Origin of the sequence: Fluviicola chungangensis (genome assembly GCF_007558725.1) — a bacterium.
Lineage (GTDB): Bacteria > Bacteroidota > Bacteroidia > Flavobacteriales_D > Crocinitomicaceae > Fluviicola > Fluviicola chungangensis.
Genome location: NZ_VLPL01000003.1, coordinates 443,675 through 463,923 on the forward strand (window position 1 = coordinate 443,675; position 20,249 = coordinate 463,923).

General features: G+C 41.8%; 22 protein-coding genes. 14 read left to right on the forward strand and 8 right to left on the reverse strand.

What is annotated here, in order from left to right; all coding sequences use genetic code 11:
• Positions 1–10: 10 nt before the first annotated feature.
• Entirely contained in the window at positions 11–622 is a 612-nt protein-coding gene (locus FO442_RS08180; protein ID WP_144332671.1) for a TetR/AcrR family transcriptional regulator, read from the reverse strand.
• Positions 623–697: 75 nt separating this feature from the next.
• On the opposite strand from FO442_RS08180, the gene FO442_RS08185 reads away from it, so the two are divergent.
• From FO442_RS08185 to FO442_RS08195, 3 genes are all read left to right on the forward strand, one after another.
• Positions 698–1,504, forward strand: coding sequence for a class I SAM-dependent methyltransferase (locus FO442_RS08185; protein ID WP_144332672.1), 807 nt, complete (start codon positions 698–700; stop codon positions 1,502–1,504).
• Positions 1,505–1,604: 100 nt separating this feature from the next.
• The gene (ahcY, locus tag FO442_RS08190; protein WP_144332673.1) at positions 1,605–2,918 is read left to right on the forward strand and encodes an adenosylhomocysteinase; all 1,314 of its coding nucleotides are present in this window, start codon (positions 1,605–1,607) and stop codon (positions 2,916–2,918) included.
• Positions 2,919–3,049: 131 nt separating this feature from the next.
• Positions 3,050–4,567: an ArnT family glycosyltransferase gene (locus FO442_RS08195; protein ID WP_144332674.1), complete on the forward strand. Its 1,518-nt coding sequence runs from the start codon at positions 3,050–3,052 to the stop codon at positions 4,565–4,567.
• Between the two features lie 67 nt (positions 4,568–4,634).
• On the opposite strand, the gene FO442_RS08200 is transcribed toward FO442_RS08195, so the two are convergent.
• A complete protein-coding gene (locus FO442_RS08200) occupies positions 4,635–5,057 on the reverse strand; it encodes a hypothetical protein (protein ID WP_144332675.1) in 423 nt (140 codons plus the stop codon).
• Positions 5,058–5,082: 25 nt separating this feature from the next.
• Between FO442_RS08200 and FO442_RS08205 the strand changes: the two genes are divergently transcribed.
• Positions 5,083–5,358, forward strand: coding sequence for a hypothetical protein (locus FO442_RS08205; RefSeq protein ID WP_144332676.1), 276 nt, complete (start codon positions 5,083–5,085; stop codon positions 5,356–5,358).
• Positions 5,359–5,446: 88 nt separating this feature from the next.
• Here the strand turns inward: FO442_RS08205 and FO442_RS08210 are convergent, their stop codons facing one another.
• Together FO442_RS08210 and FO442_RS08215 are read right to left on the reverse strand one after the other, a co-directional pair.
• The gene (locus FO442_RS08210; RefSeq protein ID WP_144332677.1) at positions 5,447–6,313 is read right to left on the reverse strand and encodes a substrate-binding domain-containing protein; all 867 of its coding nucleotides are present in this window, start codon (positions 6,311–6,313) and stop codon (positions 5,447–5,449) included.
• Entirely contained in the window at positions 6,310–8,070 is a 1,761-nt protein-coding gene (locus FO442_RS08215) for an ABC transporter ATP-binding protein (RefSeq protein WP_144332678.1), read from the reverse strand. Before FO442_RS08215 ends, FO442_RS08210 begins: the two co-directional genes overlap by 4 nt.
• Before the next feature lie 165 nt (positions 8,071–8,235).
• Between FO442_RS08215 and upp the strand changes: the two genes are divergently transcribed.
• The 5 genes from upp to FO442_RS08240 all read left to right on the forward strand — a co-directional run bounded on the left by upp (position 8,236) and on the right by FO442_RS08240 (position 11,849).
• On the forward strand, positions 8,236–8,883 hold the full coding sequence (upp, locus tag FO442_RS08220; RefSeq protein ID WP_144332679.1) for a uracil phosphoribosyltransferase: 648 nt from the start codon (positions 8,236–8,238) through the stop codon (positions 8,881–8,883).
• 11 nt (positions 8,884–8,894) lie between these two features.
• On the forward strand, positions 8,895–9,365 hold the full coding sequence (locus FO442_RS08225; RefSeq protein ID WP_144332680.1) for a hypothetical protein: 471 nt from the start codon (positions 8,895–8,897) through the stop codon (positions 9,363–9,365).
• Entirely contained in the window at positions 9,365–10,081 is a 717-nt protein-coding gene (locus tag FO442_RS08230; RefSeq protein WP_144332681.1) for a YjjG family noncanonical pyrimidine nucleotidase, read from the forward strand. Before FO442_RS08225 ends, FO442_RS08230 begins: the two co-directional genes overlap by 1 nt.
• A 106-nt stretch (positions 10,082–10,187) precedes the next feature.
• On the forward strand, positions 10,188–11,330 hold the full coding sequence (locus FO442_RS08235; RefSeq protein WP_144332682.1) for a DEAD/DEAH box helicase: 1,143 nt from the start codon (positions 10,188–10,190) through the stop codon (positions 11,328–11,330).
• Positions 11,331–11,399: 69 nt separating this feature from the next.
• Entirely contained in the window at positions 11,400–11,849 is a 450-nt protein-coding gene (locus tag FO442_RS08240; RefSeq protein ID WP_144332683.1) for a KTSC domain-containing protein, read from the forward strand.
• On the opposite strand, the gene FO442_RS08245 is transcribed toward FO442_RS08240, so the two are convergent.
• Positions 11,846–12,322, reverse strand: coding sequence for an energy transducer TonB (locus tag FO442_RS08245; protein ID WP_144332684.1), 477 nt, complete (start codon positions 12,320–12,322; stop codon positions 11,846–11,848). The genes FO442_RS08240 and FO442_RS08245 overlap by 4 nt on opposite strands.
• 216 nt (positions 12,323–12,538) lie before the next feature.
• Here FO442_RS08245 and FO442_RS08250 point away from each other — a divergent pair, with 216 nt between their 5' ends.
• The 4 genes from FO442_RS08250 to FO442_RS08265 all read left to right on the forward strand — a co-directional run bounded on the left by FO442_RS08250 (position 12,539) and on the right by FO442_RS08265 (position 17,154).
• Entirely contained in the window at positions 12,539–13,405 is an 867-nt protein-coding gene (locus tag FO442_RS08250; protein ID WP_144332685.1) for a YciI family protein, read from the forward strand.
• 33 nt (positions 13,406–13,438) lie between these two features.
• Complete coding sequence (locus FO442_RS08255; RefSeq protein ID WP_144332686.1) at positions 13,439–15,169, forward strand: DUF885 domain-containing protein; 1,731 nt, start codon at positions 13,439–13,441, stop codon at positions 15,167–15,169.
• Between the two features lie 137 nt (positions 15,170–15,306).
• Positions 15,307–16,227, forward strand: a complete 921-nt coding sequence (locus tag FO442_RS08260) for a helix-turn-helix domain-containing protein (protein WP_144332687.1) — start codon at positions 15,307–15,309, stop codon at positions 16,225–16,227.
• A gap of 165 nt (positions 16,228–16,392) precedes the next feature.
• Positions 16,393–17,154, forward strand: a complete 762-nt coding sequence (locus FO442_RS08265; protein WP_144332688.1) for an SDR family NAD(P)-dependent oxidoreductase — start codon at positions 16,393–16,395, stop codon at positions 17,152–17,154.
• 109 nt (positions 17,155–17,263) lie between these two features.
• Here the strand turns inward: FO442_RS08265 and FO442_RS08270 are convergent, their stop codons facing one another.
• Genes FO442_RS08270 through FO442_RS08280 form a run of 3 tightly spaced genes read right to left on the reverse strand, consistent with a single transcriptional unit; the run spans position 17,264 to position 19,094 of the window.
• Positions 17,264–17,839 (reverse strand): RDD family protein, encoded by a 576-nt coding sequence (locus tag FO442_RS08270; protein WP_144332689.1) that lies wholly within the window; start codon positions 17,837–17,839, stop codon positions 17,264–17,266.
• A 33-nt stretch (positions 17,840–17,872) separates the two neighbouring features.
• Positions 17,873–18,697 (reverse strand): 23S rRNA (guanosine(2251)-2'-O)-methyltransferase RlmB, encoded by an 825-nt coding sequence (gene rlmB / locus FO442_RS08275; protein WP_144332690.1) that lies wholly within the window; start codon positions 18,695–18,697, stop codon positions 17,873–17,875.
• Positions 18,690–19,094, reverse strand: a complete 405-nt coding sequence (locus FO442_RS08280; protein WP_144332691.1) for an OsmC family protein — start codon at positions 19,092–19,094, stop codon at positions 18,690–18,692. The genes rlmB and FO442_RS08280 overlap by 8 nt, the downstream gene beginning before the upstream one ends.
• Positions 19,095–19,283: 189 nt before the next feature.
• Between FO442_RS08280 and lipA the strand changes: the two genes are divergently transcribed.
• Complete coding sequence (gene lipA, locus FO442_RS08285; protein ID WP_144332692.1) at positions 19,284–20,165, forward strand: lipoyl synthase; 882 nt, start codon at positions 19,284–19,286, stop codon at positions 20,163–20,165.
• The last annotated feature ends 84 nt before the right edge of the window (positions 20,166–20,249 follow it).

Sequence of the window (20,249 nt, forward strand, 5' to 3'; positions counted from 1 at the left end):
TCCGGCCAAATCACAATCGCTTCAATAAAAATTCTCTTTGAGAATCTTTCGTGAAATAAGGAAAGAACATTTCTACCAGTAAGTTGTGGTATTTGTCGACAGTTGTCTCCACGGGTTCTCCGTAAACTTCTGCCGAAGCAATCCAGTAGTCACTGAAAACACGAATGCGTTCATTTAATCCGTCATATTCTCCTTCAAAAGCAGGTGCACGCATCACTCCGGATTTGATTGCCAGGTCAAATGAATGCAGGTACGTGGTTCGTCTCACCTCCTCCAATTGTTTGAAATGCTCATGCAATTTCGGATTTTCGCGCATATTCTGGTTGAAATCGATCATCAAAAAACGGTAACGGAACAAAGCCTCCATTCCCGCACGGGTGGAATCCAGTACAAATTGAAAGTTTATTTCTTCCGTATCCAGTTTTCCTTTCTCCTCGTTAAATACTTCCAGAAGTTGAAAATAAAGTGCTTCGATGATGTCCTCCCGGTGTTTGAAATGATAGTTCAGATTCCCCTGGCTGATAAACATTTCTGAAGCAATCCTGCGCAAAGTAACATTGGGAACTCCGTAGGTGTTGAACAAGTTCAAGGCCGTTTGTAATATTTTATCCCGTGTTTTCATATTAATTTTTTAGTAAACTTGACCTAATTCAAATTGTTTTAGTACCTTTGACCTAAAGGTACAAAATATTCTATCATGAAACGTAAGCAGCTATTTGAATTTGAAGATCAAACATGGTTTCCTGCTTTTTTGAGAAATTATCTGACAGATTTTCTTCAGTTTATATCCAATCAATTTGACATTTATAAAAAGGTTACACCGTTTTTATCTGAATTGGTATCGGAAGATGGGAACCATACGATTGTGGATTTGGCATCAGGTGGCGGTGGTGGTTTGTATCGCTTGTCGAATCGTTTAAAGGAGCAGCATCCGGACTTGAAGATCATCCTCACCGATTATTACCCGAATCGGAAAGCGTTTGAATATGTTCATCAGCAATCCGCGAATTTCACTTATGAAAAAGAGTCAGTGGATGCGCGTAAGGTTCCTGAACGTTTAAAAGGGGTACGCACCCAGTTTTTATCTCTGCATCATTTCCGGGAAGAAGATGCGGTTCAGATCCTGAAAAATGCGGTAGACAACAACAGTCGGATTGCGCTGTTCGAATCACAGGAACGGAATGTAAAGAGTGTGCTTGCGATGACCTTTTCGCCTGTCAACGTGTTACTGATGACACCGTTTATTAAACCATTTTCACTTGGACGTATTTTCTTTACATATATCATTCCTTTGGTGCCGCTTTTTGTCATGCTCGATGGAATTCTTTCCGCTTTGCGCACGTATACTGTTCCGGAAATGGAGGAATTGGTAAACCGGGTAAAAGGACATGAAAACTACGATTGGAACATCGGTAAGGTGAAAAGTGGCCCGGTAACCATTTTGCATTTGATCGGAAAACCGAAAAGATTGAAAAATGATCAGCTGCGAGTGAATAATTGGTAAAAGATGTCCCGGATAATTTACAATTGTGTAATTGATAATTTTTAATTCACAAACCTATACAGTATCTTTGCTGTCTTAAAATAAGAGCAAACAATCATTTATGAGCAATACAACTGAAAAATTAGCTTACAAAGTAAAAGACATTTCACTTGCTGAGTGGGGTCGTAAAGAGATCGTTTTAGCAGAAGCTGAAATGCCAGGATTAATGTCCTTACGTGCGGAATACGGCGCAAAAAAACCATTAAAGGGAGCGCGTATTGCAGGATGTTTACACATGACAATTCAAACAGCTGTTTTAATTGAAACATTGGTTGAATTGGGAGCTGAAGTTACCTGGTCTTCTTGTAACATCTTCTCAACGCAGGATCACGCTGCTGCTGCAATTGCTGCTGCAGGAATTCCTGTTTATGCGTGGAAAGGAATGAACGAGGAGGAGTTTGACTGGTGTATTGAGCAAACTTTGTTCGCATTCGAAGGTGGAAAACCATTGAACATGATTCTGGACGACGGTGGTGATTTAACAAACATGGTGTTTGACCGCTTCCCTGAATTGACAGCAGATATCCGCGGATTATCCGAAGAAACAACAACGGGTGTTCACCGTCTGTATGAGCGCAAGAAAAACGGAACATTGGTAATGCCTGCAATCAACGTAAATGATTCGGTTACCAAATCAAAATTCGATAACAAATACGGATGTAAAGAATCTTTAGTGGATTCTATCCGTCGTGCTACGGACGTGATGATGGCAGGTAAAGTTGCTGTAGTTTGTGGTTACGGAGATGTTGGTAAAGGTTCAGCGGCTTCCTTGCGTGGAGCAGGAGCTCGTGTAATTGTTACTGAAATTGACCCGATCTGTGCGTTGCAAGCTGCAATGGACGGATTTGAAGTAAAGAAATTGGATAGCGTCGTTCACAATGTGGATATCGTGGTAACAACGACAGGAAACAAAGACATTGTAATGGGGCGTCATTTCGAGAAAATGAAAGATAAAACAATCGTTTGTAACATTGGTCACTTCGATAACGAAATCGATATGGCTTGGTTGAATTCAAACTACGGTTCTACTAAATCTACAGTAAAACCACAAGTGGATATTTACAATGTAAAAGGAAACGATGTGATTATCCTTGCTGAAGGTCGTTTGGTGAACCTGGGTTGTGCAACCGGTCACCCTTCATTCGTAATGTCGAATTCATTTACAAACCAAACATTGGCTCAATTGGAATTGTGGGAAAATTCTGCAAACTATGAGAACGATGTATACGTGTTGCCGAAACATTTGGATGAGAAAGTAGCTCGTTTGCATTTGGCTAAGATTGGTGTGGAATTGGAAACATTGACACAGGACCAGGCAGATTACATCGGTGTAACTGTTGAAGGTCCGTTCAAATCGGATGCTTACAGATACTAAGAAACAGCTAGTATATATTGAAAAAGGGATCTCAGCCTCGGCGAAGATCCCTTTTTTTGCTTCCTGCAGATGGCACACAGAAGTAATAATAACTTAATTGGATAATTTACCAGATTCACTAATTTTGTTTCATGCAATTTTCTGAAAGAATTAAAACCATAGATTGGACATCGCTCCAAACCATCTTATTTGTTGGATTGATCGTCCGATTAATAGCTGCAATTTTCTCAGAAGGTTACAGTATGCATGATGATCATTTTTTGGTCATCGAAGCTGCCGGTTCCTGGGCAGATGGATTTGATTACAATCATTGGCTTCCGTGGAATAAACCGGCCGGTGCAGCACCGGAAGGGCACAGTTTTACCTATGTTGGTTTGAATTACCTGTTTTTCTCTGCTTTGAAGTCGATAGGGATTTCAGATCCTAAAACACTTATGCTAATAAACCGAGTTGTTCATGCCTTCTTTTCATTGCTGGTTATCCGATTCGGGTATTTGATCACTGAAAAGTTATCCAACAAGAAAACAGCGGCGTATGTTGGCTGGTTACTGGCACTTTTATGGGCAATGCCTTTCCTTTCTGTCAGAAACCTGGTGGAAGTGGTGAGCATTCCATTCCTGATGTGGGCAGTCTGGCTGAGTTTGAAAGACAACAAATGGGCATTGTTTTATGCCGGGTTGCTGATAGGAGTAGCCATTTCTTTTCGTTACCAGATTACAATTTATGCAGTTGGTTTGGGGATTTATTATCTCATTAAAGGGGAGTGGAGAAAATTGATCTTAATGAGTACGGGGTCTCTGGTGATGTTTCTGCTGACACAAGGCGTGGTAGATTACTTCATTTGGGGATATCCGTTCGCTGAATTCAAAGGGTATGTGGTTTATAACATGAACGAAGGAACCCGCTACATGAAAAATGCGAATTACTTCATGTATTTCTATGTACTTTTCGGGTTTTTACTGTTTCCACTCGGAATTCTGGCTTTGATAGCTTATTTCAAGTCTGCCAGGAAGTACCTCATTTTGTTTATTCCTACTTTCGTTTTCCTCTTATTTCACACCATCTTTCCAAACAGGCAGGAACGGTTTATTTTGACAATTTTTCCCTTGGTAGTCATCCTGGTTTTCCTTGGGATAGAACAACTCCGGGTACGCAAGTTCTGGAATGGTTTCTGGAAAGTTTCCTGGATCGGATTTTGGATTTTAAATATTCCGCTCTTTTGCATCGTAACGGTGATGCCTTCAAAGAAATCACGGGTGAATACCATGTATGCGCTGTATGGGAAAACGCATGGGGATGAACACATTTTAATTGAAGCAACAGGAGAAACCAATCCGGAAATGATGCCGTATTTCTATTCGGGAAAATGGCAGTATACGATTCTGGAACGCTGGAATACGGATACCATTAATCCGGCAAGCTATTATACTGTTGAACCACAGGATTATATTTTCTTCTTTGGACAGAAGAATTTGGAACAGCGTATTGATACCTTCAAGGTAATTTATCCGGATATGCATTTGGAATCCCAGATAGAACCGGGGTTCGTAGATAAATTCTTACACGGAATAAATCCAAGAAATTCGAACTCATATGTAGAGATCTGGAAAACCGAAGCGGATGGGAGTTCAAAAGAGTTCAAAAAATAAGTTTAGGGGATCAGATAAAATCAATAAAGTAAAAAGTTTTCATTTAGAAACTTGAACGATTGAACTATCAGTTATAAATCCGCAACAAGTTACTTCCGTTCCAGATAGCCTGATATTTGCGCAAGCCCCAGCTGGATCCCGAAATGGGAGATCCGTCATACATCGAAAAAACGGCACCCGAACAGGGATCTTTTAATTGCAGGAAATTGGTGGAATCTGCTGTTAATCCCGTGGCGCATACATTGTCCGGATCTTCCGGAGACATGCGCTCCCAGGCTACAAAAACGTCCAGGGATTGTCTGTAGACAACAATTCCTTTTATTCCGCCTGAAACGTAAGACCAGCCTCCCACGCTGTTCAGTTCCTGGTATGAGGGTAAAGTCAAATCGATCTGAAAATCGAATGCAACACTCGGAACCGGGTGTGTCCTGTTTTTTTTACAAGAAACGCCGGCTAAGACTAAAATCAATAAAAAGATTCGTATTTTCACTTTACCTTATTGGAATGACAAAATTATGAAGTTAAGAACGATTTTACAAGGGATTGTATTGTGTGGGCTGTTTATTTTTGGCGCGGGATCTGTGACTTCATCCTATGGCCAGGACGGATCTGTTGCCAAAGCCGAGAAAACGATCGCAAAACGCAGAAAGAAAGAAGCCAAAGCCGCCAAAAAGGAAGCAAAGAAATCCAAAAAAGCTTTTTGGGCAAGGCAATCCAAAGCCGCCAAGAAAAGTGTCAAGCGAAATGCAAAACGCCAAAAAAGAGCGAAACGGCAGTCGAATGGCTGGTAAAACAAGTTCAATAGGTTCAAATGTTTAAAATGTTGCAATTTTGAACTCATTTTGAACTCATTTTGAACTCATTTTGAACTCTTGATACTTAAACAAACAACTTCTCTTCCCAGTCTTCTGCCTCTTCTTCCGACAGTAAATTCAATTTTTTCAGATAATGGGTTGTCTTCTCAAATGCAAGCGGATACTCAGCCCCTTTATAATTCCAATCCGTTTCTGATAACCATTGTTTTACCTGTTCCAATGGCAGGTTGTAGCGCCAGGAGATCATTTCTGCAGAATCTGGCTGTTTCTTTACTTCCAATGCCTTTTGGTTAACGATTGCGCACATTTTCTTTAACATTTCCGGATATTTCTCTGCGATTTCCGTGCGTGCCGCGATAACAAAACACGGCCATGGAGTGATCACGTCGCCTACATAGTCACATTTTCCCTGTTCTACAAAAGGAAAAGTCGTATACTTTTCCCAAAGGAAAGCCTGGGCTTCATTGTTTTCCAATGCCCACAATCCTCCGTAAACGTCACCGATAACGTTAAATTTCAAGTCCTCCAAGCCCCAGTCGTACTGATCTGCCATCACGTATGCCATTAAATGAGATCCGGAACCATAGCGCGAAATAGCGAAAGTTTGGTCTTTGACGTCTTCCGGTTTTTTGATCGCACCTTTATTGGGAACGTGAATTCCCCAGCTTAAGGGGGAAACGACGTATACTTCCAGGATTTTGGCATCCAAACCCTGTAGAATGGACTTGGTAATTCCTTCCGTCAAAAGTACAGCAATATCAAGCGATTCTGTTTCCAGTCCGCGGATCATTTGTCCCGTTCCGCCACTCATGTCAGACCAATGCAGATTTAACCCGATTTCCTGGAAGCGGCCTTCTTCAATTGCCAATCTCCAGGGTAAATTAAAATGTTCAGGAACACCACCAATCTTAAGACCTAATTCGTTTGTCATTTTTTTGTGAATTGCATGGAATGCAGTTTTCGGTACATTCCATCTTTGCGTAATAATTCTTCGTGGGATCCGATTTCCTGGATCTCACCTTTGTCCAGGACAATTATCTTGTCTGCTGCTTGTATGGTAGATAATCGGTGTGCGATCACAATAGAAGTCCGCCCTTTGGTAAGCTGCTCGGTAGCACGCTGAATCAGGAGTTCCGATTCGTTGTCAACACTCGAAGTCGCTTCATCCAGAATCAGGATATGCGGATTGTAGACGTATGCGCGGATGAATGCCAGTAATTGTCTTTGGCCCACAGAAAGTACTCCTCCACGTTCACCGACCTGGTAATCATATCCATTCGGCAGTTTTTCTATGAAACTATCGGCTCCGACTGCTTTTGCTGCCGCAATCACTTCTTCCCGGCTGATTTCCTCGTTTCCCAAGGTAATATTGTTGTGAATCGTATCCGAAAACAAGAAAACATCCTGGAGCACAATGGCAATGTTCTTTCTCAGCGTATCCATTTGGATTTCACGCAATTCCAACTCGCCAATGTGGATTGTTCCTTTCTGGTATTCATAAAAGCGGCTCAACAGGTTAACGATTGACGTTTTACCTGCTCCGGTTGCTCCCACAAATGCGATTGTTTCTTTCGGCTGGATCGTCAGATTGATATCCTTTAAGACCCAATCTTCGTCCTTGTATGCAAAATAAACATGCTCGAATTTTAAAGGCTGCTCGAAATCACAATGTGTAACCGTTCCTGATTCCTGCACATGTTCGTGCGTATCCAGCAATTCGAATACTTTATCGGCACGAACAATTCCACGCTGAAGAATATTGAATTTATCAGCCAGCATACGAATGGGCCTGAACAACATCTGGATCCAAAGAGTAAAGCTAAACACCGTTCCGAACAATTGTTTGTCTCCCACTTTTTCGTCTGTCATGGAAAAAGCGCACCAAACAATAAGTAAAGCAACAGAAAGCGAACTCAGGAACTCGACTACGGGAAAGAAAATGGAAAACGCCCAAACTGCATTAACGTGCGCCTGCCGGTGGGTTTTATTCACTTCCTGAAAAGCGACGTACTCCATTTTTTCCCTTCCGAAAACCTGAACGATGTTCATTCCGGTCAATCGTTCCTGGACAAACGAGTTCAGGCGGTGTACAGCGGTTCCTTCCTGCTGGAAGCTTTTGCGCATGGCCTTAGCAAACACACGGGTCGCAAAAATGAGAATCGGGATAGGAATCAGTGTCAGGAGAGATAATTGCCAGTTGCTTGTAAACATCAATGCCAAAACCACAACCAACATGAGTAAATCTCCCAGGATATCGATCAATCCTGAAGAAAAAACCTCTGAGATCGCTTCAATATCAGAAACTACCCGTGTAACCAAACCACCAACCGGAGAGCGATCAAAAAACTGCATCCGGAAAGTGGACAAGTGATTGAAAACTTTCACGCGAATATCGCGAATGACCGATTGGGCCATCAAATTGGAGAAATATGCCGCCGAAAATTGAAGGAGCGCTTCGAAAATTAAAATTCCTCCGACAATCAGGGTCCATTGGAAAAATAAGCTGGTATTCGGACTGTCGACAACGTATTTTTGAACCATATTCCCGATAATCATAGGGCGTAATGGGCCAAGTATCGAAAGTAAAACGGTGCAGATGAAAGCCAAAATCAAAAGCCCTCTATAGGGTTTTGCAAATTTCAATAAGCGTCTGAAAATTCGAAAATCAATTTTGCTTTGTTTGGCCATGTTACAAAATTACATCTAAGGATTGGGATATGACTTATTTTTAACTACTAAAATTCACTAACAAAACACATTTTTATTTCCATTGTTTGCTTTTATTCCTTTATTTTGCGGATAGGCAAAATGTCTGATGAGAAAGCACATAATTCACCTCCAATATTCAATACTATGGTTTACAATTTAGGTCAGTCAACATCCATCTTCAATACCTTTCTGGGAGAGTTAAGAGATTGTACCGTTCAAACTGATCCCATGCGTTTTAGACGTAATTTGGAACGCGTGGCCGAAGTATTGGCTTATGAGTTAAGTAAGCATTTGGATTACCAAACGGAATTGGTAACTACACCACTGGGTGAAGCGGAAGTTTCGACCTTAAAGCAGCAACCTGTGCTGGCAACTATTCTGCGTGCAGGTTTGCCGATGCACCAGGGCTTGCTGAATTATTTCGATCGTGCGGAAAGCGCATTCGTTTCTGCTTACCGGAAACACACTACTGCCGAGGACTTTGATATTCACGTAGAATACCTGGCATCTCCTTCTATTGACGGGAAAACACTGATCATTTCGGATCCGATGCTGGCAACCGGAAGTTCGATGGTGATGGTCTATAAAGCCTTATTGAAACAAGGAAAACCGTCCAAAATTCATATTGTGTCTGCAATTGCTGCTCCCGAAGCCATTGAGTTTGTAAAAAAACACCTTCCGGATACCGCATGTATCTGGGTGGGAGCGATCGATAAAGAATTGACCGCTCAATCATACATTGTTCCTGGATTGGGTGATGCCGGCGATTTGGCTTACGGAGTAAAATGTTAAGGAGATAAATTATGCATTGGCACCTGTATTTTTCACTCTTTGGATTATCCATGATCAAATTCATGTTCGCTCCGTTTGGTGGTCCGGCAATGAAATTAAATTTTTTTGAAACTTACCTTTCCTGTATCGCCGGAGCTTTCACAGCTGCCTTCATTTTTTACTTCTCCAGCGAGTTTTTCATGATTCGTGCGCACAAAAAACGTAAAGCCGCATTGCACGATTCCATAACAAAAGGAACTCCCCTGAAATACAAGCCGAAGTTTACACGCTTCAATAAATTGATCGTGAAGCTGAAACGCCGTTTCGGAATTTATGGAATTGCTTTTTACGCACCCTTGTTTTTGTCGGTTCCCCTGGGATCCATCGTGACAGCAAAGTTTTATGGAAAAGAAAAACGAACATTTCCCCTGATCCTGCTCGGTATTTGTATCAATGGAGCCATTACAACCGGACTGGCATACGGAGTCAAAGCCCTGTTTTAATGAAAGTTCGTCAATTGTTTTTTGATTTGGACAGAACCCTTTGGGATTTTGAAACCAATTCGCGTTTTGCGCTGCAGCATTTGTATGACCATTTGAAATTGGGAGAAACAATCGAGCACTTCATGCATTTTCATCACACCTATATTCGGGTTAATGCGGATTTATGGCAGCAGTACGGAAACGGAAAATTAACCAAAGAGGAACTGAGGGATAATCGTTTTCGGAAGGCTTTGGCTCATCATGGAATTCATGACCTTGAACTGGCACAGCAGATGAGTGACGGATACATCGAGCTTTCTCCACAGCAAACAAACCTTTTCCCGGGAGCGATCGAAACGCTGGAATCCTTGAAACAGCAGGATTATTCCATGCATATTATCACCAATGGGTTTAAGGAAGTACAACACATCAAGTTGCAGAAAAGCGGCATCAGTCATTTTTTCAATACCGTGCTTTGCTCCGAAGAAATTGGTTTCACCAAGCCGCATCGGGAAATTTTCCGGGAAGCCCAGCGCTTAACTAATTGTAAGACAGCTCATGCCATCATGATCGGAGACGATTTCAAAGCAGATATCATCGGCGCGTTAAACGCCGGCTGGACCGCGATTCATTTTGATCCGGAGCACAAGTACAAGAAAGAACGAAATGTTCCCAGAATCCGGGAATTGGCTGAAATTCCGGAAGTGGTAAATCTTTTACCGATCGTGGCAAGCTAAATTTCTTGAAAATGCAGGAATTGAGCGTCTGATCTGTCTTAATATCCCGAAGTCTTAGCATCATAATAGCTAATTTCCCTATCTTTGTGCCCTCAAATAAAACAGGATGTCCTTTTCTTCTTTCGGCTTATCGCCATTTTTATTAAAAGCTTTAAGCGAAACGAATTACGAAAAGCCGACTCCCATTCAGGAAATCGCTATTCCGGCAATTTTGACAGGGAAAGATGTTTTGGGTATTGCACCTACAGGTTCCGGTAAAACAGCGAGTTATGTACTTCCGATTTTAACACAACTTTCCAAAGCCGAAAAAGCAAAGAACCGGCATATTCAGTCACTTATTTTGGTCCCGACCCGCGAATTGGCGATCCAGGTAGAAGAAGTGTTCAAGGAATTTGCACGTTCATTTCCGGAGCCTCAAAAAGTAAAAGCAGTTTACGGTGGGGTTTCCATCAATCCGCAAATGAAAGCCATGATGGGTGTTTCCGTTTTGATTGCAACTCCCGGACGTTTGATCGAACTGGCAGAATCGAATGCGATCCAATTGGGAGCCTTGAAATCATTGGTGCTGGATGAAGCCGATAAATTGCTGAACCTGGATTTCCAGGAGGAATTGAAACGCATTTTGGGCTGGATCCCGAAGAAACGCCAGAACTTATTGTTTTCAGCTACTTTAAACGACAAGGTTTCCGAGATTACTCAGTTGGTGTTGCATGATCCGATTGTATTGAAGATCGAAAAAGAAGAAGATTCCATTGACCTGATCCAACAAACCGCTTATCGTGTTTCGGATGATCGAAAAGGCCCCTTGTTGCGTTATTTGATCCGTTCGCGTAAAATGAAACAGGTACTGGTTTTTACAAGTTCTACTTTTAAGGCCGACCAGGTGGTTGAGAAACTGCGGAAAAATAACATTGATGCACAGGCTATTCACAGTAAGAAAAGCCAGGATGCCAGAACGCGCGTGATGCGTAATTTCAAGGCCGGACATTTAAAAGTGATGGTTGCCACGGATTTGATTGCCCGTGGAATCGATATCGAGTTTTTGCCTTTCGTGATCAATTACGAGTTGCCCCGTTCTCCAAAGGATTTTGTACATCGGATTGGTCGCACGGGAAGGGCAGAAGCAACCGGGGAGGCGCTCACATTCGTCAGTCCGGAAGACGAACACCATTTTAAAATCATTCAAAAGAAAATGGGAAAACAGGTTCCCTTTGAGGAAACAGACCAACTGGACCTGAACGGATTTTAATTCGCTCTCCAAACACCAAACAGACCGGGTTTCAGTCCTAACATCCTGAAATCTTAAAATCTAAAAAGTATGAAACGCATTGCAGCATATAAAAAACTCTTCCAGGTAGAAGAAGAAATCACGTTATCCCAATTGAAAACCACTTACCGCAAACTGGTAAAAGAGTGGCATCCGGATAAATACCAGGAAGCAGATCCCCTGAAGGCAGAAGCTGAACAACGTAGTTTGGAAATCATTGATGCCTACCATTTCCTGGTGAGCATTGCGCCTGAAACCCTGGAGCAAAATAGGGAAGAATACCAGGAAACGATCAATACTTCCATGATTGCTGATTATCACTACAAAGGCTTAACCTTAAAAGTGACTTTCCTGAACGGACAGGTATTCGAATATTTCGGAGTTCCAAACAATGTTTACAAGAAACTGAACCAAAGTGCAACACCGGAGCGTTTTGCACGCAGGCATATTTTTACGGCGCACACGTATCGAATGGCGGGTAAGGGAACAGTGGAAGTTTAATCTTTCTTTCCGAGGCTAAAGGAACAGGGAAGTGAAATCCTTGAATTAATTGGTTTGCCATTTATAAGTGCTGGTTTGAAAACCATCAATTTCATTACGCGAATAACTTCAGCGTCGGCCAACGGGCTCAGTGATTTTTTAACGTTGACTTTTGTTACATGTCCCATCGTATCAATAAGTAATGACACATAAATTTTTCCCTCCACGCTATCGGAAGGATAAATGATGTTTTCTTCTAAAAAACTTCGCATCGCAATGATCCCGCCGGGATACTCAGGATAGCCGTCGTCAAAGAACAGATCAACCCCGTTGTTTTTATCAGAAACGTCTCTACATGAAATGGAAGTTGTGTTGGTTGCAGGGAACTTAAAAGGATCAACTTCTTCCTGCGCGTGAACAGGTTGAAAAAAGCTGATCAATCCGATAACGATTTTAACAGCCAGTTGAAAATGAATATTTTGAATAGAGAACATGGACTGAGTTTTCAAACAAATATAGGTGAAGAACCGGAAGAGCTTTCTGTGAAATAGTAATCGATTACTTTTGTTTATTTTACCGGGCCATCTCAAAATAAAACCAAAAAAAATATATGCATTGTATGACCTAAGTGGTTTGTCTTTTTTTGTTGGAAAAAACAGACAAATGATTCCTCGTCAAATTGGTTATTTTTGAAAGACAGATCGATACTTATGAAAAAGCTCTTATTCGTATTGGGACTTGGTATTTCAGGTTCCGTTTTTACACAAAATAAATTCCCTGATTTCCTGGTGGGTACCTGGTTTTCTGAAGACCAAAGTACCTACGAGCATTGGGACAAACTTTCCCCGTCTTCCATGAAAGGCTATTCTTACGTAGTAAAGAACGGAGAGATTAAAGTGAATGAATACCTGGATTTGATAGAACGAAAGGACGGAACGTTCTACATACCGACAGTCATTGGACAGAATAACGGAAAACCGGTCGAATTCAAATTGACTTCCTCGGATTCCGCATTCGTCTTTGAAAATAAAACACACGATTTTCCCAAGAAAATTTGTTACAAAATGCTTTCCGCCACAGAGGTCTTTGTTCAGGTTCTGGGAGATAAAAACACCGGTTTCAGCTTCAAAATGACGAAAAAAGAGCCGCTTGCCGAAACAATCAATGAAAAGAATGCAACAGATAACCCGAAGTACGATAAGGTATTGGCAGAAAAATTACAAGGCGACGATTACGGAATGAAAAGCTATGTGTTTGTTGCGTTGAAAACAGGAACGAATACCACCACGGATAAAAAGTACATCGATAGTTGTTTCACCGGACACATGGGAAATATCGGACGCCTGGTGGATGAAGGGAAATTAATTGTTGCGGGACCTTTTGGTAAAAACGACCTGACGTATCGCGGATTGTTCATTTTTAATGTGAAAACAAAAGAAGAAGCCGAAGCATTATTGAAAACGGATCCGGCAGTGAATTCTGGGTTACTAGCGTACGATTTGATTCCCTGGTACGGTTCAGCGGCGCTCTCCGAATACCTGGATGCTTCCGATAAGATCTGGCGCAAGAAATTTTAATGGTCCCGTATACCTCAATTTAAATTAATTCGTATGAAAAAGTACCTTGGTTTCAGTATGATGATTTTCATTCTTCTAACAGCTTGTCGGGAGGAGAAAGTAAAAACAGATGTGGATTTTAATCACTACAAAGAGGCGTTTGTTTTACGCTTGTGGAAAATGAATCCGGGTTGGGCCAGCAGTGTGGGATATCACAAATTTGATTCGGTATTAGTTGTTCCGGATAAAACTCGGCAGGAAAAAGAACGTGCATTTATTCAAAAGGAACTGGAACAACTTCATGAATTTAAGCTTGAAATACTTTCGGAAGCAAACCGAATTGATTGGAAGCTCATACGGAATTACCTGGAAGGAGCACTTTGGGAACAAACTACCCTGAAGTCCGGAGAATGGAATCCTTCCAATTACAATGTTTGCGGCGGATTTGCTGAAATGCTGGGGAATAATTACGCTCCATTGGACGAACGCTTGCGAAATTTCTCCATCCGTTTGAAACATGTTCCGGCCTATTACGAAGCAGCAAAAAAGAACATCAACAATCCTACAAAAGAACATACCCAATTGGCAATTGAACAGAACAGGGGAGGGTTATCTGTTTTCTCTGCGGATCTTCCCGCAAGTTTGGAAAAAAGTAAACTGAGCGAAACCGAAAAATCAGAATTGCTTAAACGAAGTATGGCTGCACAAAAAGCTATTGAAGAGTATGCTTTCTGGCTGGAAAAATTGCCGAATCCGCATCCACGTAGTTTCCGTTTGGGAAGTACGTTGTATGCAAAGAAATTTGAGTTTGACATTCAATCGGATCAATCGGCTAAAGAAATCTACGAAAATGCGTTGACACACAAAAAGGAACTGCATCAAAAAATGGTGAAGATTTCACGCAGTATTTGGAGTAAGCATATGGGGAAAAAAACAATGCCCGGAAATGAATACGAACTGGTGAAACAATTAATCGATCAAATTTCCCTTCAACATACCAAACCGGAAAATTTCCAGAAAGACATTGAAAAACAGATTCCGGAATTGGAGAAGTTCGTTCGGGATAAGAAGTTGATTTATTTGGACCCGAAGAAACCGTTGGTGGTTCGAAAAGAACCGGATTATATGGCCGGAGTTGCAGGAGCCTCCATTTCTGCTCCGGGACCATACGATAAAGGAGGAAATACGTATTACAATGTGGGGAGCATGAATGGCTGGCCGGCTGTACAATCGGAAAGTTATTTGCGGGAGTACAACGATCATGTTTTGCAGATCCTGAATATTCACGAAGCGGTTCCGGGGCATTATACCCAATTGATTTATAGCAATAATTCACCGAGTATCATCAAATCCATTTTTGGGAACGGAGCAATGGTAGAAGGCTGGGCGGTTTATGCGGAACTGATGATGTTGGAAAACGGTTACGGCAACAATAGCCCGGAAATGTGGCTGATGTATTACAAATGGAATTTACGAACTACCTGCAATACCATTTTGGATTACTCGGTTCATAACCTGAATTATACGAAAGAGCAGGCGATGAACCTATTGGTCAATGAAGCCTACCAGCAGCAAGCTGAAGCTGAAGGGAAGTGGAAACGGGCGACTTTGAGCCAGGTGCAATTATGCAGCTACTTTACCGGTTTCACTGAAATCTGCAATTTGCGCAGGGAATTAATGAAAAAACAAGGAAAGGTGTTTGATCTCAAGACATTCCACGAAAAATTCCTGAGTTATGGAAGCGCCCCGGTGAGAGATATCCGTGCGATGATGCTTGCTAATTGAAAATGGAGAATGCAAAAATTGAAAAGAATTTCGTTTAAAGTTGCCTAAATCGACCTGTTTAGAGCAATCTGATCTTTTCAATTCTCAATTGTCCATTTTTAATTATTGTATATTTGAATTTTGCAATTTATCAGTGAATGGAGTTTATCAGCCTGGAAGAATTTTACCGGTCGATTTGTAATGGCGGCTCATCAATAGTTCCGGAGGGGATTAGCAAAGAACTGGGACAGTTCAATGTGTTTGATACCAACGAATTGCTGGCGCAAAACAGCGGTAAGAAAGGAAAAATGCCCTACAATCGGCGTTTGTACTATAAAATAAGCCTGATTTCAGGAAGAAGTACAGCTGAGTACGCCGATAAAGTAATAGATATTGAGAAATACGGTTTGCTTTTTGCCACACCGAAAGTTCCGTATAACTATACATCCGAAGATGAAGAACACAGTGCGGTATTTTGTGTTTTTAGTCCGGATTTCATTACCAGATCGAATACCGGTTTTATGTTGGATGAACTTCCTATCTTCAGTCCGGGAAGTATACCGGTTTTTGAATTAACGGAAGATGAATTCCAATACCTGAGAACGGTTTTTTCTAAAATGAGAACGGAACAGGCTTCGGACTATGCCTTTAAATACGATTTGATCCGTACTTATGTCATGGAACTGATCCACCAGGGCCAAAAACTGCAACCGGCGTCTGTTTTGTATCCGAAACACTCTGCTTCTGAACGGGTAAGTTCGTTATTTGTGGAGTTGTTGGAACGCCAGTTTCCGATCGAGTCCAATCAGCAACGCATCGGTTTGAGAACGGCAAAGGATTATGCAGATCGTTTAGCGGTTCATGTGAACCATTTGAATAAGGTGTTAAAAGAAAATACCGGAAGGACAACCACCGAGGTGATAGGAAACCGGATTACGCAGGAAGCCAAGATCTTGTTGAAACAAACAAACTGGACCGTTTCGGAGATTGCATACTGTTTGGGGTTTGAAGAAGTAGCGCACTTTTCCAATTTCTTTCGCAAACAAACTCAAATCACTCCTAATTCCTTCCGGAATTAATGATCAATGACGAAATTATCAATTATCAAACGGTTGAAAAGTTGCTTTCTTGATAATTGAAGCATTCATAATTGATAATTATTTGTTTTTTGCAACTCTTGGATTGCTTCGCGCAAACAAACCACCTGATTCATGGGCTATTTTTGTTTCATCAAATTTAAATACATGAAAACAAGTAAATTAGCACTCATTACTGGAGGAAGCCGTGGCTTGGGGAGAAGCATGGCAAACAAATTGGCAGAAAAGGGCATCAATGTGGTGATTACTTACCACACCAACAAAGCAGAAGCAGATAAAGTAGTGGCAGAAATTCAGTCAAAGGGAGCAGAAGCACTTGCTCTTCCGTTGGATGTAAGTAAAGCAGACACCTTTCAGTCGTTTGTTGCAACACTGAGAAGTTCAATTAAAAGCAACTTCGACAAAGAGAAAATTGATTTCCTGGTAAACAATGCCGGAATTGGGTTGTCTACACCGCTGGGAGCAACCGAACCATCCGTGTTTGATTCATTGACGGACATTCATTTCAAAGCACCGTTTTTCTTAACGCAATTGATCGTTCCGTTTGTGAATGACGGAGGTGGAATTGTGAATATTTCCAGTGGATTAGCCCGTTTTACTGCGCCCGGGTATTCGGTTTACGGATCGTTAAAAGCAGCAGTGGAGCAACTATCGCGTTATTTGGCCCAAGAATTAGGTTCGCGCCAAATCCGTGTGAACTGTGTGGCTCCGGGAGCAATTGAAACAGATTTCGGAGGCGGAGCAGTGCGCGATAATGCGGATTACAATAAAATGATCGCAGATGCAACCGCGCTTGGAAGAGCGGGGCTACCGGATGATATCGGGGACGTAGTGGCATTCCTGTGTACGGATGAATCCCGTTGGATCAACGGACAACGCATTGAAGTTTCCGGAGGAACACATTTATAGTTGGATTTCAAGATGCTAAAACTTGGATATGTACCAAAAAAAGCCCTGGAAGATACCTCCGGGGCTTTTTAACTTTATGGTTTCAAGTCCTAAAATTCTAAAATTCCGGTTAATCCAGGATATCTGCTTCTTTGGAAGTATACGAACCCAATAGTTTTTGAAGTTCTGCTTTTTCGGATCGTTTGACCACGTATGTTTTGGACAAAGTGTCGTGCCAACCGCGTTCTGCAAAGCACGAAAAAGCTTCAAAGGGAATGTATCTGCAAATAGTCCTTAACAAAGCTTTCGGGAAACTTACTTTATTTGCGTATTCGTCGATAACCGTATAACCGCAAATCAATTTGCCTAAAGTAGCTCCTCCCAGTCCTTCACTAATAGCATAATAGAGGAAGAAGATCGGGTAGCCGATGTAGTTCAGCACCCCTATAAGGGTTGAATCAGGTCTCAAGGCTTCTACATTGCCTGTAGCAACCACAATAATTCCGATAAGGATTCCGACAATAAACGTTATGATGTAAAAGAATACCACATCGATCATGAAATATCCAAAGCGCACTCCCTGACTTACAACTTCAGGAGGTCTACCTACCATCTTCGTTTCCGGTACTTTAATGACAATTCCGTTTTCGTCTCGCTGATTTTTAAAGACTGTTTTCTCAATTCTTAGATTTTCGATTGTTTTCATTAGGTGGATTTAAATTCGAGCTAAAGATAAAGATTATTTTACTGCTTTTACCTGCTTTAATCGCTCATACAAGATCATTCCGGTTGCAACTCCAACATTTAGCGAAGAAATATCTCCGGCCATCGGGATGGATAAACGAACGTCCGACATTTTCAGTAAATCATGTGAAATTCCATCTTCTTCGGATCCCACGATAATAGCTGTCGGACCAAAGAATGAGTAATTTTCAACTGAAACTTTCGATTTCTCTGTGCAGGAAACGATCTGGAAACCGCTTTGCTGCAGATAGAAGAGACTGTTCTTCAGTAAATCGGTCTTGCAAACAGGAATGCTGTGTAATGCTCCGGCAGATGTTTTAATGGCGTCAGCGGAAACCAGTGCACTTCCTTTGGAAGGGACCAAAATTGCATCGACGCCCATACAAGCTGCCGTGCGGGCAATTCCACCGAAGTTACGAACGTCGGTGATGCGGTCAAGGACCAATATACACGGTTCTTTTCCTTCCGAAAGCCATTGGTCACATAGATCTTCGATGTTTTTGTAGGCAACCGGAGAAGTAAATGCAATCACTCCCTGGTGATTGTTTGCCGTCAGTTTATTTAATTTTTCTATAGGAACAAACTGCAATTGGTAATCTTTACCCGTCAATACCGTTCTCAATTCTTCGAACAAATCCTTGTCAATTCCTTTTTGGATCAGGATCTTATTGATTTCAACGTCGTTTTTGATCGCTTCGATTACTACGCGAATTCCATAGATGATATCCGAAGGATCTTCTTTTGGTTTGCGTTCGAAATTGCGTTTGTCTTTGTTAAATCCTCCGCGGCTTTCTTCGCGGTCGTTTTTCTTATTATACATGGAATGTGATTTCAAGTTCGATATCTTCACTTACTGATTTTGCAACCGGACAAGCCAGGGCAGTGCGTTTTACCTTTTCACTGGTTGCTTCGTCCCAACCGTTGTTTCTCAGGTCGATCTCAATGACCAGTTTCCCGATTCTTCTCGGGTTTGCCGCCATAATCTTGGTGACCGTTGCAGAACCATGTTCGTAATGGTGTCCATGCTCATTGCAGTAGATACCGATAATACTGATCATACAGGAAGCGTAGGCAGTTGCAACCAAATCTGTCGGTGAAAATTTCTCTCCTTTTCCGTGATTGTCTGTCGGCGCATCGGTGTGGATCACCGTTCCCGATTGAAGATGCGTGCATTCTGTGCGCAGTCCTCCAAGGTATTTTACTGTTGATGTGGGCATAACTTAATTGTTTAATAGTTCAACGTGTTGAAAGTTCAAATGTTCCTCCATGTGACACTGAATTGAACTCTTATGTTTTTTGAACAGTTTAAACTTTTTGAACTTCGTTTATTTGTTCTTTGTACTTTTGTAGTATCAAATTTCTCAGCACCAAAGGTACTGAATTTTTGAAAAGGGAAAGGCACGACTATGTCAGAAGAAATTACAACAGCAGAAAATAACGTTCGCATCAAAAAGCCAAACTGGCTGCGTGTAAAATTACCGATCGGTGAGAATTACAAGAAGGTACGTGCTCTGGTGGATGAGCATAAATTGCATACCATTTGTGAAAGTGGTTCCTGCCCGAATATGGGCGAGTGCTGGGGGGAAGGAACGGCTACGTTTATGATCCTTGGAAATATCTGTACACGTTCGTGTGGTTTCTGTGCGGTTCAAACCGGGAAGCCCGAAGCAATCGATGAATTTGAACCTGGAAAAGTAGCTCATTCTATTAAAACCATGCAGATCAAACACGCGGTAATTACTTCGGTAGACCGTGATGACCTGAAAGATGGCGGAGCGGGAATCTGGGTTCAGACCGTGAAAGCGGTTCGTCATCAAAGTCCGGGAACAACGATGGAAACCCTAATCCCTGATTTTGCCGGTAAATGGGAAAATTTACAGCAGATCATCGATGTCGCTCCTGAAATTGTTTCACACAATCTGGAAACAGTGCGCCGACTTACAAAACAAGTGCGCATTCAGGCAAAATACGACCGCAGCCTGGAAGTGCTGTTCCGCCTGAAAAAAGGAGGAATGCGAACCAAATCAGGGGTCATGCTTGGTTTGGGTGAAACAGATGAAGAAGTGATTGAAACAATGGAAGATTTGAGAGCTGTCGGTGTAGATATCCTGACTTTGGGCCAATACCTGCAGCCAACGCCAAAACATTTACCTATTGTTGAATTCGTAACTCCGGAACGTTTCGATAAATACCGTGAAATCGGATTGAAAATGGGATTCCGTTTCGTGGAAAGCGGACCACTGGTGCGTTCTTCTTATCATGCGGAGAAGCATATTTTTGATTTATAGATAAATCGAACAGGAAGTTCATTCTGTCCTAAAGGTAAACGTAGTTAAAGAAATAGGTGGATATTTAAGAATAAGAATCTGATC